Raw genomic sequence first — 14,110 nt, forward strand, 5'->3', positions numbered from 1 at the left:
CTGCACGAACTGGCCGCGCGGGCGGGCCGCTCGGCGCGGCAGCGCAGTACCACTTACGAGCGAATTGGCCGGGTCCAGCTGGGCATCAGCCAGGCATAGCTCGACCCGGTGTGTCGTAGAACAGGTGAATTTTCGGCCGGGGTCATCCCTTGGGATGATCCCGGCCGCTGGCCTGCGGATTCCATGATCGGCGGACCCGGCGGCAGCGGCCGCGAGCCGGAAAATATGATCATTGCGTCGTGGCCGGTTTACGCAAAGCGACCACGTCGGTAATGAGGGATCGGTACGGTCCGCCACCGAACTCAGACGAGTCCTGACCTGATCGGGTCAACTGTCGCAGGGAGGGCACGCCCGTGCGTAGCCGAATATCTCGCGTGGCAACGCGAGCCTCCGTGCTTGGGGCCGCGGCCGCCGCCGCGCTCCTGGCGACCGCCGGTGCCGCCGCCGCCGAGTCGACCGCTCAAGCGGCCGGCCCCCTGGATTCGCTGAGCGCCCCGGTCGGCCTCACCGCGGTCGGGCTCGGAGTGGTCGGCATGGTCGCGGGCATGTTCCGGAAGAAGAAGATCCAACCGGAGAACCAGCGCAAGAGCTGACCGCCGGAGAACCGGAGAGGTCGCTCCCACCAGCTTCGCGGGGCTTGCGAGAATCACAACGTGAGCAGCGACAGCCCCGCAACCCAGACCAGCGACCAGCCCGCGGCGCGGCCGCGCGTGCTGTCCGGCATCCAGCCCACCGCCGACTCGTTCCACCTCGGCAACTACCTGGGTGCCCTGCGGGAATGGGTCACCATGCAGGACGACCACGACGCCTTCTACTGCGTCGTCGACCTGCACGCCATCACCGTCGCGCAGGACCCGGAGCTGCTGCGCCAGCGCACCCGGCTGTCCGCCGCGCAACTGCTCGCCATCGGCATCGACCCCGAGCGGTCGACGCTGTTCGTGCAGAGCCACGTCCCCGAGCACGCCCAGCTCAGCTGGGTCCTGGAATGCCTGACCGGCTTCGGCGAGGCCGGCCGGATGACGCAGTTCAAGGACAAGTCCGCCCGCCAGGAAGCCGACCACGTCAGCGTCGGGTTGTTCACCTACCCGGTGCTGCAGGCCGCGGACATCCTGCTCTACCAGGCCGACGCGGTCCCGGTCGGCGAGGACCAGCGCCAGCACCTGGAGCTCACCCGCAACCTGGCGCAGCGGTTCAACTCCCGCTACGGCAAGACCTTCACGGTGCCGGCCGCGCACATCCCGAAGGACACCGCGAAGATCTACGACCTGCAGGACCCGACCTCGAAGATGAGCAAGTCGGTGCCCGCCGGGGTCGTCGAGCTGCTGGAGTCGCCGAAGCGCTCGGCGAAGAAGATCCGCTCCGCGGTCACCGACCTGGAGCGGGAGATCCGCTACGACGTCGAGAACAAGCCGGGCATCAGCAACCTGCTGGTGATCTACTCGGCGCTCACCGGCCGCAGCATCTCCGACCTGGAGGCCGCCTACGAGGGCAAGGGCTACGGCGACCTGAAGAAGGAGCTCGGCGAGGTCGTGGTCGAGTTCGTCACCCCGTTCCAGGAGCGGGTCCGCGAGTACCTCGACGACCCGACCGAGCTGGACAAGGTCCTGCACCGGGGTGCCGAGCGGGCGCGGGCGGTGTCCGCGGAGACGCTGCGGACCGTGTTCGATCGGGTGGGTTTCCTTCCGCCGATGGGCTGAACTGATCATCCACGGGTAGCCTGCCACCGTTCGGGGGATGCCGTTGCGGCGGGAGGCGCACCGTGGCCGGTCAGGAGCAGGAAGCGAAGCCGGGACGACTGGCGCTGCTGCGCCGCCGCCACGAGTGGCTGGACCGGATCATCCGCGCGTTCGAGCGCTACCAGGGGCAGTACGGCGACTACTACGCCGCCGCGATCACCTACTTCAGCGTGCTCGCGCTGGTGCCGCTGCTGATGATCGCCTTCGCCTCGGCCGGTTTCGTGCTGAGCGGAAACCCGGAGCTGCTCGGCCGGCTGCAGACGTCGATCACCACGGCGGTGCCCAGCCCGGCGATGAGCGACATGCTCAACCGCGTCGTCGAGCAGGCGATCAGCCAGGCCGGGACGGTCGGTGTGATCGGCCTGCTCGCCGCGCTGTACTCGGGGCTGGGCTGGATGACGAACCTGCGGGAGGCGCTGACCGCGCAGTGGACGCAGGAGCCCAGCAAGCAGTCGATGGTCCGGCGGATGGCCGCCGACCTGGGATCGCTGATCGGGCTCGGCGCGGCGATGGCCGTCTCACTGGGCTTCAGCGCCCTCGGCGGCGGGGTCGGGCGGTGGTTTTTCGAGCTGGTCGGGGTCGAGGACAGCCCGGCCGCGGTGTTCGCGCTGCGAGCGCTGTCGATAGTGCTGTCGCTGCTGGCGAGCTGGCTGGTGTTCCTGTGGGTGCTTTCGCGGCTGCCGCGGAAGCCGGTCACGCTGCGCAGCGCGGTGTGGGGTGCGCTGTTCGCCGCCGTCGGGTTCGAGATCCTCAAGCAGGTCGGCGTGGTCTACCTGAACAGCGTCACGAGCTCGCCGGCGGGCGTGGCGTTCGGCCCGGTCCTCGGTCTGCTGGTGTTCGCGAACCTGACCTCGCGGTTCATCCTGTTCGTGACGGCGTGGACGGCATCGGCCCGGGAGAACCTGGAGGTGGCGCCGCCGCAGCCGCCGGGACCGGCGATCATCCGCCCGGTCGTCCAGGTGCGGGAACGGGCGGGCGTCCGCGCCACGATGGGCCTGGTGGGTCTCGGAGCCGTCGCCGGCTGGGCCTGGCGCCGCAGCGCTGACCGCCGCAATTTCAATGGAAATCAGAGGTCCGATTTCCAGTGAGGTTTTTCCATCCTCGTTTTGCGTGGCGGTGCGGGTAGCGGAACCTCAGAGGCTCCCTGGTCTGTGGGTGCCCTGACTTATGTATGTCCGATACACGGCGTCAGGGCCGTCCTCGCCAGGAAGCCTCTGAGAACCCGCGCCGGTGCAGGTGTCGTAGGTGGGCTATGCGCCTGCGGCGCATGCGACAGCCCATCGACGTGCAGCTTTGCGACCCGCGGCTGCGGGCGGACCAGGATGGAAAACGCTCATTTGAAATTGCGGACCTCCGGCGAGTCGGGACGCGACACGCCGGAGGCTGTGGACAACTTCCGCGATTTCAATGGAAATTGCGGGATGTCAGCCGGCGATGTCCGACAGCATCGCCGCGAGGTCGGCGGGGCGCGAGAACATCGGCCAGTGCCCGGTCGGCAGGTGGTGCAAGTCGGCCCCGGCCAGCATCGCGAACATCGGGATTCCGGCGTCGACGAGGGCCTTGACCTCCTCCGGGGTGAATGTGGACGCGATCACCGAGATCGGCACGTCCGGGACGGCGTCCGGCCGCCGCAGGGGCTGCGTCGCGGTGGCGAACGGCTGCGGCGTGCTCATGGCGCGCATGCGGGCCAGCTGCTCGTCGGACAGCCCGGCTAGGTCCTCCGCGCCGAACTCGGGCAGCGGGAGGCGCCAGCCGTCGCCTTCGGCCTCGACCGCCTTGCGCCACGCCTCCTGGACCTCCGGCGGGTTGGAATCGAGCACGGCCATGCCGCTCGGCATCGGCCCGGCGTCGACGTAGACGACGCGCGCGACCCGGTCCGGAACGCGGTCGGCGGCGCCGGTGACGGGCACGTTCCCGCCGCTGTGCCCGACCAGCACGACGTCCCGGAGGTCGTTGTCCTCGATGAGCCCGACCAGGTCCGCGATGTGGGTCTCGACGCCGACTTCGGGACCGGCTTCGGCGGCGCGGTCGGCGAGCCCGGGCAGCGTCACCGCGTGGACGTCGTGGCCCAGCTCCCGCAGCTCCCGCGTCACGTCATCCCATGCCCACGCGCCGAGCCAGAAGCCGGGAACCAGCACGATCGTCGCCATCGCGACGCTCCTTTCCTCGTGGGATTCGATGCGTTGGACACTAGGCTCGATACCGGTCAGAACTCGCCCTGATTGATCCTCTGGGAGACGTGTGTCACATCCGACGAGCCGATTGCTGGCGATGCTGGAGCTGCTGCAGGCGAATCAGCGGGTCGGCGGGCCTGCGCTGGCCGAGCGCCTGGGCGTGGACGAGCGCACCGTCCGCCGGTACGCCGAGCGGCTCGTGGAGCTGGGCATTCCGGTGGTGGCCGAGCGCGGCCGCTACGGCGGATACCGGCTGATGCCCGGGTACAAGCTGCCGCCGCTGATGCTCACCGACGACGAGGCCACCGCCGTCGTGCTCGGCCTGCTGACCGGGCGGCGCCTCGGTCTTCCCGGGCCGGCCGCGGAGACCGCGCTGGCCAAGGTGCAGCGCGTCATCCCGCCCGCGCTGCGCGACCGCGTCCAGTCGTTGCAGCAGACGCTCGGCTTCACGATGGGAACGCGGGAAGGCGCGGCCCCGGCGACCGCGGCGGTGCTGACCCTGGCCGAGGCGGCGCGGCATCGTCGCCGGGTGCGGCTGAGCTACGTCTCCTGGAAGGGCGTGGCCAGCGAGCGCGAGCTCGACCCGCACGGGCTGGTCTTCCACTCCGGCCGCTGGTACGTGACCGGGTACGACCACGGCCGCGGCGAGGTCCGCACCTTCCGGGTCGACCGGATCCGGTCGACCGAGCTGCGCGCCGAAACCTTCGAGATGCCGCCCGACGCCGACCCGGTGCGGCAGGTCACGACGTCGCTGGCCAGCGTCCCGTACGCGCACGAGGTCGAGGTGCTGCTGAAGACCACGCCGGAACGGGCCCGGGCCCGGATCCCGCCCTCCGTGGGCACTCTCGCGGAAACCTCCGATGGCGTGCTGCTGTCGACGCGCGAGGAGCACCTGGACGGCATGGCGCAGATGCTCGCCGGGCTGGGCTGGCCGTTCGTCATCCGCCGCCCGGACGAACTGCGCTCTGCCGTGCGCGAGCTCGCGGTCCGGCTGATGGCCCAGGCAGGTCACGACCCGGCCGTGGACGGTTGACCACAGTTTCAATTGAAACTGTGGTCAACCGGAGAACGTCGTGTAAGTCAGGGCACCCACAGTCCAGGGAGCCTCTGAGGTTCCGCTACCCGCACCGCCACGCAGAACGAGGTTGGAAAAACTCATTGAAACTGCGTCTCATCGCCGTTCTCGAACCGGAGTTTCGACCGGAGCGTCGAGCAGCCCCGCCCGGCGGTAGACCGACTCCAGGTACTCGCGGGCTCCGGCGGCATCCAGCGGTTCCGGCTGGATGAGGCGGAACAGCACGGCGCCGACCATCATGTCGATCAGCACATCCGGGTCCGCGTCTGCGTCGAGCACCCCATCGGCCTGCGCGCGTTCCAGCAACGCGCGGGTGATGCGCCGCCGCGGCACGACGTAGTTCTCCCAGTAGGTCGCCATCAGCGCCGGGTGGCTGACGCTGGAACCGAAGACGCGGGCGACCATCGCGCGCAGCCGGGGCTCGGCGACCGCCTCGGCGAGCCCGGGCAGCGCCTGCTCGACCAGCACGGCGACGGGCAGGTCGGCGAATTCCGCCGGCATCGTCTCGGGGATCTCGTCGCGGGCGGACTCGATCGCGGCGGCGATCACCGATTCCTTGGAGTCCCAGCGCCGGTACACGGTGAGCTTGCCGACCCCGGCCCGCTTGGCGATCTGCTCGATGCTGGTGCCTTCGACGCCGCCCTCGATGAACAGATCCAGCGCGGCCTGCAGGATCGCCTTGTCCGCTGCGGGATTGCGCGGTCGTCCGCGACGGTTGGTCATGTCGTCCTTCCGTTGCCGAGCGCGTTGTCGAGCCATCGCGCGAGGGAGCGCAATTCCGTCCCGCGCCACGCGAGATGCGAGTCGGGCCGGATCAACCAGACGTCCCGCTGCGGCCGGTCCGGTGCGAGGCGTACGACATGTTCTCCCAGCGGCGCAAGGACTTCCAAACTCATCCACGGGGGAGCGAGCAGTGCCCACTTCCCGTCGAGCTCGGAGTGCAGCCGGGTCGGTCCGCGGTCGCCCCGGCACGCCAGGTCGGGCACGCGGTCACCGGGCCGCGGCCGGGGGCCTCGTCGCGAGCCGAGCGGACCCTTGCGGTAGCTGACCCAGAGCTGCGAGGCGAGCCAGGTCGCCCGCCGTTGCACCACGGCGAGGTTCGCCAACGGGGTGATGAGCCGGTCGCGGACGAACCGGGCGACCGCGCCGTCGGCCAGCATGAGCTTGGTGTTCGCCGTGGTGCTGCGCAGCACGTCTTCGGCCAGCGGCCGCCGCTCGGCCTGGTAGGTGTCCAGCAGTGCCGAACCGGCGCGGCGCTCCGCGACCAGCGCGAGCTTCCAGGCCAGGTTCTCGGCGTCGCCGATGCCGGTGTTCATGCCCTGACCGCCGAACGGGCTGTGGATGTGCGCGGCGTCGCCGACGAGCAGCACGCGCCCGTCGCGGTAGCGGTCGGCGAGGCGGCGGTGGATGCGGAAGGTCGATGTCCACGTCACGTCGCGGATCTGCGCGTCGGTCCGGCCGGTGCGCTCGGGCAGCAGCTTCTGCAACCGGTCGAGGACGTCGTCGGAGCCCGTGCCTGGGCGGACATCGGCCATCAGCCGCCACGCGTCGTCCGCGCCGTTGCGCATCGGCATCGCGAAGAACAAACCGTCCCGGTGGAACCACCCGGATGAACCGGTGCGGTCCAGGGCCCAGTCGGCGCGGACGTCGGCCAGCAGCCACTGGTCGACCAGCGGGACGCCGGGAAACCCGATGCCGCTGAGCTTTCGGACCGTGCTGTGCGCGCCGTCGCAACCCACCACGTAGTCGGAGCTCAGGCCGCCGTCGCGCAGCTTCGCGGTGACGCCGTCGGGCCGCTGGTCGAGGTCGGTCAGCTCCCGGCCCCATTCGACGGTGCCGCCGAGCTCGGCGAGCCGCTCCCGCAGGACGGCTTCCACCTCGGCCTGCGACACCAGCAGGGCCGAGAGCTGGTTGCCCTCGATCCGGCCGAAACTGACCTCGGCCAGCGGTTTCTCCCCGACGTGGAGGGTCATCCGGACGGCGTGCAGCGCGCGGTCCGGCAGGTCTCCGAGAGCTCCCAGCCGGTTCAGCACCTCGACTCCGCGGGCGTGCAGAATGTTCGCCCGCGAGGTGCTCGCCGGTCCGGCCGCTCCGTCGATCACGCGCACCGCGACGCCGTGCTGCCGAAGGCCGCAGGCCAGCGCCAGGCCGGCCGGCCCGGCACCCACCACCAGAACGGATGTCGTTTGCATGGCCGCTCCAATTAATTAACGAACCGGGACCGTTAACTAATTAGAGCACGACCGGCGACGCGCCGGAAGCGGTTTCCGTCAGGGGTGGTCGTTGCCGTTGTGCTTGCGGCGCGCGGCGGCGGCGAGTCGCGCGCGACGCTGGCGGAGCGCCAGGACGCCGATCGCCGCAGCGGCCAGGATCACGATCAGCGCCAACGGCCCGCCGACCGTGCCGAACATCGACGACGCCTGCGGCTGGCCGTTCACCGGCAAATCCCCCTGCGCCTGCGCGGCGGTGGCGTCGGCGGCGTCCACATAGGGCGGTTCGGGCGACGTCGTCACCAGCCGGCCCACCGGGTCGTCGTCGCTGAGCCCGAACCCGTAATCCAGCAGGTGCATGGTCTGCTGGGACTGCCGGATCGGCTGGTTCTCGCCGCGCATCAACACCGCCACCAGCCGGCGCCCGTCGCGCTCGGCGGCACCGATGAACGTGTGCCGCGCATCGTCGGTGAACCCGGTCTTGCCGCCGATGCCGCCGGGGTAGTTCAGCAGCACCTGGTTGTCGGACCAGACCTCCAGCGGCGGGCCGTCCGGCTTGCCCGGCAGCTGCGTGTTGTGGATCGCGGCGATCGACGCGAACGCCGGCTCGCTCATCGCCGCGCGGAAGATGACGGCCAGGTCGTAGGCCGAGGTGCTCATGCCCGGGCCGTCCAAGCCGGACGGCGTCGCGACCCGGGTGTCCAGCGCGCCGAGCTCGCGGGCCAGCGCGTTGACCTTGTCGAGCGTGACCTCCACGCCGCCCATCTTCATGGCGAGCGCGTGCGCGGCGTCGTTGCCGGACCGCATGATCAGCCCGGTCAGCACCTGCTGCACCGTGTAGGTGACGCCCGGGCTCAGCCCGACCCGGCTGCCCTCCTGGTCGGCGTCCTCCTGGGTGACGACGATCGTGTCGTCCAGCCGCAGAGCGCGGATCGCGGTGAGCGCGGTGAGCACTTTGATCGTGGACGCCGGCCGGTGCCGGGCGTGCGGGTCCCGCGCCGCCAGCACGGCACCGCTGTCCAGATCGGCCAGCACCCAGCTGGCGGCGGTGACCTCGGCGGGCGGCTCCGGCAGCCCCTGCGCGATGACCGTGCCGCACTCCGCCAGGCGGTCGCCGCCGACGGGGCTCTCCGGTACCGGCACCGGTTCGGGCACCGGCATGCCCGGCGCGGGCACCTCGGAGGTGTCCACCGGGGGCGGTGGGGCGATGTTGGGGCACGCGGCCGGCGGCTGGGCCGCGGCGGTGCCGCCGGTCCCCAGCACGAGCGCGGCCGCGATGGTGCAAACGGCCACGCGGAGCACGGACTTCACGCGGAGCGGGCCGCAGGCACTCAGAGGCACACGCAGCAGGCTAACCAATCCCGGTATGCGGCGGGATGTTGACCGCCACCCGGGCAGGTGGGTGAAGCAGGTTACAGCGGATACTGGGGGCCGTGACAATTTCCCGCCGCGTTGCGCTGTTCCTGCTGGCCTTCGGCGTCTGGTCGTACCTGCTGTGGCCGAACTTCATGCGCAACATCTGGAACAGCGACCGCTCCTGGGCAGGCGGCTCGCCGACGTCCTACCTGATCGTCCACTTCGTGATCGCGATCGTCTCCCTGGTCCTGGGCACGATCATCGGAGTCCTCGGCTGGCGAGCCTTCCGAGCCACCCGCCGCTGACCCCGGGGCCCGAAGAGCGCCCGATCTCACGCGAAACCAGAACGGCGCCCGCCTCCGGGGAGGCGGGCGCCGTTGGTGTTGCCGGGGGTCAGCGGCGGCGGAACATCAGCGCCCGCTTGACCTCCTGGATCGCCTTCGTGACCTGGATGCCTCGCGGGCAGGCGTCCGTGCAGTTGAAGGTCGTGCGGCAGCGCCACACCCCGTCGACGTCGTTGAGGATGTCTAGTCGTTCCTCGGCACCCTCGTCGCGGCTGTCGAAGATGAACCGGTGCGCGTTGACGATCGCCGCCGGGCCGAAGTAGTTGCCGTCCGACCAGTACACCGGGCACGACGTGGTGCACGCCGCGCACAGGATGCACTTGGTGGTGTCGTCGAACCGGGCCCGCTCGGCGACCGACTGGATGCGCTCACGGGTCGGCTCGTTGCCGGTGGTCATCAGGTACGGCTTGACCGCCCGGTAGGCCTCGAAGAACGGCTCCATGTCGACCAGCAGGTCCTTCTCGACCGGCAGGCCCTTGATCGGCTCGATGGTCAGCGTGGTCTCGCCGCCCTTGACCAGCAGGTCCTTCATCAGGACCTTGCAGGCCAGCCGGTTGACGCCGTTGATCCGCATCGCGTCGGACCCGCACACGCCGTGCGCGCAGGACCGGCGGAAGGTCAGCGTGCCGTCGACGTACCACTTGATGTAGTGCAGCAGGTTCAGCACGCGGTCCGAGGGCAGCGCCGGGATCCGGTAGGACTCCCAGTGCAGGTCCTCGTCGACCTCCGGGTTGTACCGGAGGATCTTGACGGTGACCATCGTCGCGCCGTCGGGGATCGGCGGTGCGTCAGCCGGGAGGTCGGTCGTGTCGTTTTTCGTGGTAGCGGCGGTCATCAGTACTTACGCTCCATCGGCTGGTACCGGGTGACGACGACGGGCTTGTAGTCCAGGCGGATGTCGGCCTGGAATCCGGTCAACCCGAGCGGCGCGTTCGGGTCCTCCTCCTCGGGCAGGACCTTGTACTGCATGCTGTGCCGCATGAAGTTGACGTCGTCCCGGGCGGTGTAGTCCTCGCGAGCGTGGCCGCCGCGGGACTCCTTGCGGGCCAGCGCGGCGTTGACCAGCGCCTCGGCCAGGTCGAGCAGGAAGCCCAGCTCGATGGCCTCCAGCAGGTCGGAGTTGTACCGCTTGCCCTTGTCGTGCACGGAGATCCGGCCGTAGCGCTCCTTGAGCGCCTGCACGTCCGACAGCGCCGTCTTCAGGGTCTCCTCGGTGCGGTACACCGAGGCGTTGGCGTCCATCGTCTGCTGCAGCTCGGTGCGGATCGTGGCGACCCGCTCGCCGCCGTGCGCGGTGCGCAGGTGGTCGACCATGCCCTCCACGAGCTTGGTCGGCTCCTCCGGGATCTCGACGTGGTCGTGGCCGAGCGCGTACTCGGCCGCGGCGATGCCCGACCGGCGGCCGAACACGTTGATGTCCAGCAGCGAGTTGGTGCCCAGCCGGTTCGAGCCGTGCACCGAGACGCACGCGCACTCGCCGGCGGCGTACAGGCCGGGGATGACGTTCTCGTTGTCCCGCAGCACCTCGCCGACGATGTTGGTCGGGATGCCGCCCATCGCGTAGTGCGCGGTCGGGTAGACCGGCACCGGCTCCTTGGTGGGCTCCACACCCAGGTAGGTGCGGGAGAACTCCATGATGTCCGGCAGCTTGGCCTCGAGCAGCTCCTCGCCGAGGTGCGTCACGTCCAGCAGCACGTAGTCCTTGTTCGGACCCGCGCCGCGGCCTTCCAGCACCTCCAGGGCCATCGACCGGGCGACGATGTCGCGCGGCGCCAGGTCCTTGATCGTCGGGGCGTAGCGCTCCATGAACCGCTCGCCGTCGGCGTTGCGCAGGATGCCGCCCTCACCGCGGACACCCTCGGTGATCAGGATGCCCAGGCCGGCCAGGCCGGTCGGGTGGAACTGGTAGAACTCCATGTCCTCCAGCGGCAGGCCCTTGCGGTAGATGATGCCCATGCCGTCGCCGGTGAGGGTGTGCGCGTTCGACGTGGTCTTGAAGACCTTGCCGAAGCCGCCGGTGGCGAAGATGACGGACTTGGCCTGGAAGACGTGGATCTCGCCGGTGGCCAGCTCGTAGGCGATCGCGCCGGAGCAGACCTGCTGGCCGTCCGGGCCGTCGCTGAGCATGATGTCCAGGACGTAGAACTCGTTGTAGAACTCCACGCCGTGCTTGACGCAGTTCTGGTACAGCGTCTGCAGGATCATGTGGCCGGTGCGGTCCGCGGCGTAGCAGGCGCGGCGGACCGGGGCCTTGCCGTGGTCGCGGGTGTGACCGCCGAACCGGCGCTGGTCGATCTTGCCTTCCGGGGTCCGGTTGAACGGCAGCCCCATCTTCTCCAGGTCGAGGACCGCGTCGATGGCTTCCTTCGCCATGATCTCGGCGGCGTCCTGGTCGACCAGGTAGTCACCGCCCTTGATGGTGTCGAAGGTGTGCCACTCCCAGTTGTCCTCTTCGACGTTGGCCAACGCCGCGCACATGCCGCCCTGGGCGGCGCCGGTGTGCGAACGGGTGGGGTAGAGCTTCGTCAGCACGGCGGTGCGGGCGCGCTGGCCGGATTCGATCGCGGCGCGCATGCCGGCGCCGCCGGCGCCGACGATGACCACGTCGTACTTGTGGAATTGCATGGTCGCCTCCTCGGGCTGTGGCGGGACCCGCGGGTGGGGCGTCGATCTCGCCACGCTGTGGTCGTCTGCGGCGCTAGCCGATGTTCGGGTCGAAGGTGAAGAGAACGAAGGTGCCCAGACCCACGGTCAGCAAGACCGAGACGTACAACAGCATCTTCAGCCAGAAGCGTGTGCCGTCTTTTCGGGAGTAGTCGTTGATGACGGTGCGCAGCCCGTTGCCGCCGTGCAGGCCCGCCAGCCACAGCATGGTGAGGTCCCAGAACTGCCAGAACGGGGACGCCCAGCGGCCGGCGACGAACGCGAAGTTGATCTTGTGAACACCGCCGTCCAGGAACAGCATGATCAGCAGGTGGCCCAGCACCAGGAACAGCAGGAGCACACCGGACAGCCGCATGAACAACCAGCTGTAGAGCTCGAAGTTGTTGCGGCGCGCGGCGGGGCGCGACGGGGTGCGCGGCTTCTCCACGGAAAGCGATGCGTCGGTGACGGTCATTTTGCTCAACCCCCGAAGAGTTCCGTGACTGCGCGGCTGATCAGGCTGATCGCGGCCGGGATGATCAACACCAGCCAGAGCACCACGACCGTCCACAGCATCGGCTTCTGGTACGTCGTGCCCTTGGCCCAGAAGTCGACCAGCATGACCCGGATGCCGTTGAACGCGTGGAACAGCACAGCCGCCAGCAGACCCAGCTCGAACAGGATCATCACGGGGTGCTTGTAGGTTTCGATGACCGTGTCGTACGCGTTCGGCGAAACCCGGACGAGGGCCGTGTCCAGGACGTGTACGAACAAGAAGAAGAAGGTGAGTACGCCCGTGATCCGGTGGGCGACCCACGACCACATGCCCAGATCGCCGCGGTAGAGGCGCCCCTTGGCGCGCGGTGCGGTGGCGCGCTGCGGGGCCTCGGCCGCGGAGGCGGTGGTGCTGGCCATGGTGGAAGGCCTCCAACCTCGCTGGTGGACTGACGGCCCCGTTCGGGAACAAGGGGCGGCCGGCCCCGAGTTGCAGTTGGTCCCAATTGGCATTGGGTGCACGCCCGTCACCGGCCACGAACTGGGGCCTTGACTCATCGGATGCTAGACCCGACGAATCGCCCCGGCCTACTCGCCTGCGCCGTCTGTGATCGACCAGACAAGCGCCCCATCTCGGTTGATCGATGTAGAAACCATTTCGTGACACGCGAGCAATGCACAAGCGGCAGCGTCAAGACTTAATTTCGAGAGCCACGTCACCGAATGGCGTGCGCCGCGCCCCGGAAGAACAATTCACCGGAGACAACACCTTCGTGTGGGAGTTCACCCGGCGCCGCGGACCTCCGGTCAAGCCGGAGCGGCGATGGGGGCGCGGTGGGACCGACAGGAAAGGGGAACGGCATGCGGCGAACGCCGACTTGGGGAAGGCGCTCGGGTGCCGGAGGAGTGCGCCGGAACGGCGTCACAGTGGTCGCAGTGCTGCTCACCGGTGCCATGGCGCTGGCGGGTTGTGCCAAGGACAGCGGGGGTGGGGGAACCAACAACGCCCAGGGCCAGGGGTGCCAGCTGAGCGCGCCGCCGGCCGGGGCCGCACCGACCACTGCTGGCAACGAGCAGCAGCAGCCCGCCCCGCAGGCCGCCGGGATGCGGGTGGGATTGGCCTTCGACATCGGTGGCCGCGGGGATGCCTCGTTCAACGACGCCTCGGTCGCGGGCCTGGAGCGCGCCAAGGCGCAGATGGGCTTCAGCGACGTCAAGGAGCTGGATGCCGGGGCCGGTGAGCCGGAGGACGCCAAGCAGACCCGGCTGCGGCAGCTGGCGCGCGAGGGCTACAACCCCGTCATCGCGGTCGGCTACTCCTACGCGGACTCGATCAAGATGGTCGCGCCGGAGTTCCCGGGCACCAAGTTCGCGATCATCGACGAGGACGTGCAGGGGATCCCGAACGTCACGTCGCTGGTGTTCGCCGAGGAGCAGGGCTCGTTCCTGGTCGGCGTGATCGCCGCGCACCGGTCGAAGAACTGCCACATCGGCTTCGTCGGCGGCGTGAAGACGCCGCTGATCGAGAAGTTCGAGGCCGGGTACGTGGCGGGCGCCAAGGCCGCCGCGCCGGACATCAAGATCGAGAGCAAGTACCTGTCGCCGGCCGGTGACTTCAGCGGCTTCCAGGACCCGAACCGGGGATCCGAGGTCGCGACGAGCCAGCTGGAGTCCGGCGCCGACGTGATCTACCACGCGGCGGGCGCCTCCGGTAAGGGCGTGTTCTCGTCGGTGAAGTCGTCGAGCGCGCAGGCCATCGGCGTGGACTCCGACCAGTACAACCAGCCGACGGTCGCGGAGTACAAGGACGTGATCATCAGCTCCATGCTCAAGCGGGTCGACTTCGCGGTGTACGACTACATCGCGGCGGTCGCGCGCAACGATCTGAGCTCGCTGCCGAAGAAGTTCGACCTGGGCATCGACGGCGTGGGCTACTCCACCTCCGGTGGCAAGATCAACGAGCTGGTGCCCACGGTGGACGCCTACAAGGCGGCCATCGCCCGCGGCGACATCAAGGTTTCCGACAAGCCGTGACATCCGGGGCGAGGGGCACTTCCGGCGCGGTCGACGCGTCGGG

General features: G+C 69.5%; 14 protein-coding genes. 6 read left to right on the plus strand and 8 right to left on the minus strand.

Going from position 1 to position 14,110, the window contains the following annotated elements; genetic code table 11:
- Nucleotides 1-374 precede the first annotated feature (374 nt).
- The 3 genes from AC07FN_RS37415 to yhjD all read left to right on the plus strand — a co-directional run bounded on the left by AC07FN_RS37415 (nucleotide 375) and on the right by yhjD (nucleotide 2,824).
- Nucleotides 375-593, plus strand: a complete 219-nt coding sequence (locus tag AC07FN_RS37415) for a hypothetical protein (RefSeq protein WP_132486258.1) — start codon at nucleotides 375-377, stop codon at nucleotides 591-593.
- 60 nt (nucleotides 594-653) lie between these two features.
- Nucleotides 654-1,697 carry a tryptophan--tRNA ligase gene (gene trpS / locus AC07FN_RS37420; RefSeq protein WP_478399896.1) on the plus strand — a complete coding sequence of 348 codons (1,044 nt, stop codon included), beginning with the start codon at nucleotides 654-656 and terminating at the stop codon, nucleotides 1,695-1,697.
- A 62-nt stretch (nucleotides 1,698-1,759) separates the two neighbouring features.
- Nucleotides 1,760-2,824 carry an inner membrane protein YhjD gene (yhjD, locus tag AC07FN_RS37425; RefSeq protein ID WP_478399897.1) on the plus strand — a complete coding sequence of 355 codons (1,065 nt, stop codon included), beginning with the start codon at nucleotides 1,760-1,762 and terminating at the stop codon, nucleotides 2,822-2,824.
- A 336-nt stretch (nucleotides 2,825-3,160) separates the two neighbouring features.
- Here yhjD and AC07FN_RS37430 read toward each other — a convergent pair whose 3' ends face one another.
- Nucleotides 3,161-3,886, minus strand: coding sequence for an alpha/beta fold hydrolase (locus tag AC07FN_RS37430; RefSeq protein ID WP_478399898.1), 726 nt, complete (start codon nucleotides 3,884-3,886; stop codon nucleotides 3,161-3,163).
- 91 nt (nucleotides 3,887-3,977) lie between these two features.
- Between AC07FN_RS37430 and AC07FN_RS37435 the strand changes: the two genes are divergently transcribed.
- On the plus strand, nucleotides 3,978-4,943 hold the full coding sequence (locus AC07FN_RS37435) for a helix-turn-helix transcriptional regulator (protein ID WP_478399899.1): 966 nt from the start codon (nucleotides 3,978-3,980) through the stop codon (nucleotides 4,941-4,943).
- A 138-nt stretch (nucleotides 4,944-5,081) separates the two neighbouring features.
- Here AC07FN_RS37435 and AC07FN_RS37440 read toward each other — a convergent pair whose 3' ends face one another.
- The 3 genes from AC07FN_RS37440 to AC07FN_RS37450 all read right to left on the minus strand — a co-directional run bounded on the left by AC07FN_RS37440 (nucleotide 5,082) and on the right by AC07FN_RS37450 (nucleotide 8,536).
- The gene (locus AC07FN_RS37440; RefSeq protein ID WP_478399900.1) at nucleotides 5,082-5,708 is read right to left on the minus strand and encodes a TetR/AcrR family transcriptional regulator; all 627 of its coding nucleotides are present in this window, start codon (nucleotides 5,706-5,708) and stop codon (nucleotides 5,082-5,084) included.
- Nucleotides 5,705-7,177 (minus strand): FAD-dependent monooxygenase, encoded by a 1,473-nt coding sequence (locus AC07FN_RS37445; RefSeq protein WP_478399901.1) that lies wholly within the window; start codon nucleotides 7,175-7,177, stop codon nucleotides 5,705-5,707. The genes AC07FN_RS37440 and AC07FN_RS37445 overlap by 4 nt, the downstream gene beginning before the upstream one ends.
- 78 nt (nucleotides 7,178-7,255) lie before the next feature.
- Nucleotides 7,256-8,536, minus strand: a complete 1,281-nt coding sequence (locus AC07FN_RS37450) for a D-alanyl-D-alanine carboxypeptidase family protein (protein ID WP_478399902.1) — start codon at nucleotides 8,534-8,536, stop codon at nucleotides 7,256-7,258.
- 92 nt (nucleotides 8,537-8,628) lie between these two features.
- On the opposite strand from AC07FN_RS37450, the gene AC07FN_RS37455 reads away from it, so the two are divergent.
- Entirely contained in the window at nucleotides 8,629-8,856 is a 228-nt protein-coding gene (locus AC07FN_RS37455) for an SCO4848 family membrane protein (protein ID WP_358307353.1), read from the plus strand.
- Nucleotides 8,857-8,944: 88 nt separating this feature from the next.
- Here the strand turns inward: AC07FN_RS37455 and AC07FN_RS37460 are convergent, their stop codons facing one another.
- The 4 genes from AC07FN_RS37460 to sdhC all read right to left on the minus strand — a co-directional run bounded on the left by AC07FN_RS37460 (nucleotide 8,945) and on the right by sdhC (nucleotide 12,453).
- On the minus strand, nucleotides 8,945-9,730 hold the full coding sequence (locus tag AC07FN_RS37460) for a succinate dehydrogenase iron-sulfur subunit (RefSeq protein WP_132493612.1): 786 nt from the start codon (nucleotides 9,728-9,730) through the stop codon (nucleotides 8,945-8,947).
- Nucleotides 9,730-11,520, minus strand: coding sequence for a succinate dehydrogenase flavoprotein subunit (gene sdhA / locus AC07FN_RS37465; RefSeq protein WP_452617022.1), 1,791 nt, complete (start codon nucleotides 11,518-11,520; stop codon nucleotides 9,730-9,732). The genes AC07FN_RS37460 and sdhA overlap by 1 nt, the downstream gene beginning before the upstream one ends.
- 73 nt (nucleotides 11,521-11,593) lie before the next feature.
- Nucleotides 11,594-12,013, minus strand: a complete 420-nt coding sequence (locus AC07FN_RS37470; protein ID WP_358580210.1) for a succinate dehydrogenase hydrophobic membrane anchor subunit — start codon at nucleotides 12,011-12,013, stop codon at nucleotides 11,594-11,596.
- A 5-nt stretch (nucleotides 12,014-12,018) separates the two neighbouring features.
- On the minus strand, nucleotides 12,019-12,453 hold the full coding sequence (sdhC, locus tag AC07FN_RS37475) for a succinate dehydrogenase, cytochrome b556 subunit (protein WP_452617024.1): 435 nt from the start codon (nucleotides 12,451-12,453) through the stop codon (nucleotides 12,019-12,021).
- Nucleotides 12,454-12,987: 534 nt separating this feature from the next.
- On the opposite strand from sdhC, the gene AC07FN_RS37480 reads away from it, so the two are divergent.
- A complete protein-coding gene (locus tag AC07FN_RS37480) occupies nucleotides 12,988-14,067 on the plus strand; it encodes a BMP family lipoprotein (RefSeq protein ID WP_478399938.1) in 1,080 nt (359 codons plus the stop codon).
- Nucleotides 14,068-14,110: the final 43 nt, after the last annotated feature.

Source organism: Saccharopolyspora sp. NPDC045941 (assembly GCF_056431445.1).

What these genes read in the sequence shown, in the direction of transcription:
- AC07FN_RS37430 (WP_478399898.1), bottom strand. Translation starts at nt 3,886, where the DNA reads ATGGCGACGATCGTGCTGGTTCCCGGCTTCTGGCTCGGCGCGTGGGCA.
- AC07FN_RS37440 (WP_478399900.1), bottom strand. Translation starts at nt 5,708, where the DNA reads ATGACCAACCGTCGCGGACGACCGCGCAATCCCGCAGCGGACAAGGCG.
- AC07FN_RS37445 (WP_478399901.1), bottom strand. Translation starts at nt 7,177, where the DNA reads ATGCAAACGACATCCGTTCTGGTGGTGGGTGCCGGGCCGGCCGGCCTG.
- AC07FN_RS37460 (WP_132493612.1), bottom strand. Translation starts at nt 9,730, where the DNA reads ATGACCGCCGCTACCACGAAAAACGACACGACCGACCTCCCGGCTGAC.
- sdhA (WP_452617022.1), bottom strand. Translation starts at nt 11,520, where the DNA reads ATGCAATTCCACAAGTACGACGTGGTCATCGTCGGCGCCGGCGGCGCC.
- AC07FN_RS37470 (WP_358580210.1), bottom strand. Translation starts at nt 12,013, where the DNA reads ATGACCGTCACCGACGCATCGCTTTCCGTGGAGAAGCCGCGCACCCCG.
- sdhC (WP_452617024.1), bottom strand. Translation starts at nt 12,453, where the DNA reads ATGGCCAGCACCACCGCCTCCGCGGCCGAGGCCCCGCAGCGCGCCACC.
- AC07FN_RS37480 (WP_478399938.1), top strand. Translation starts at nt 12,988, where the DNA reads ATGGCGCTGGCGGGTTGTGCCAAGGACAGCGGGGGTGGGGGAACCAAC.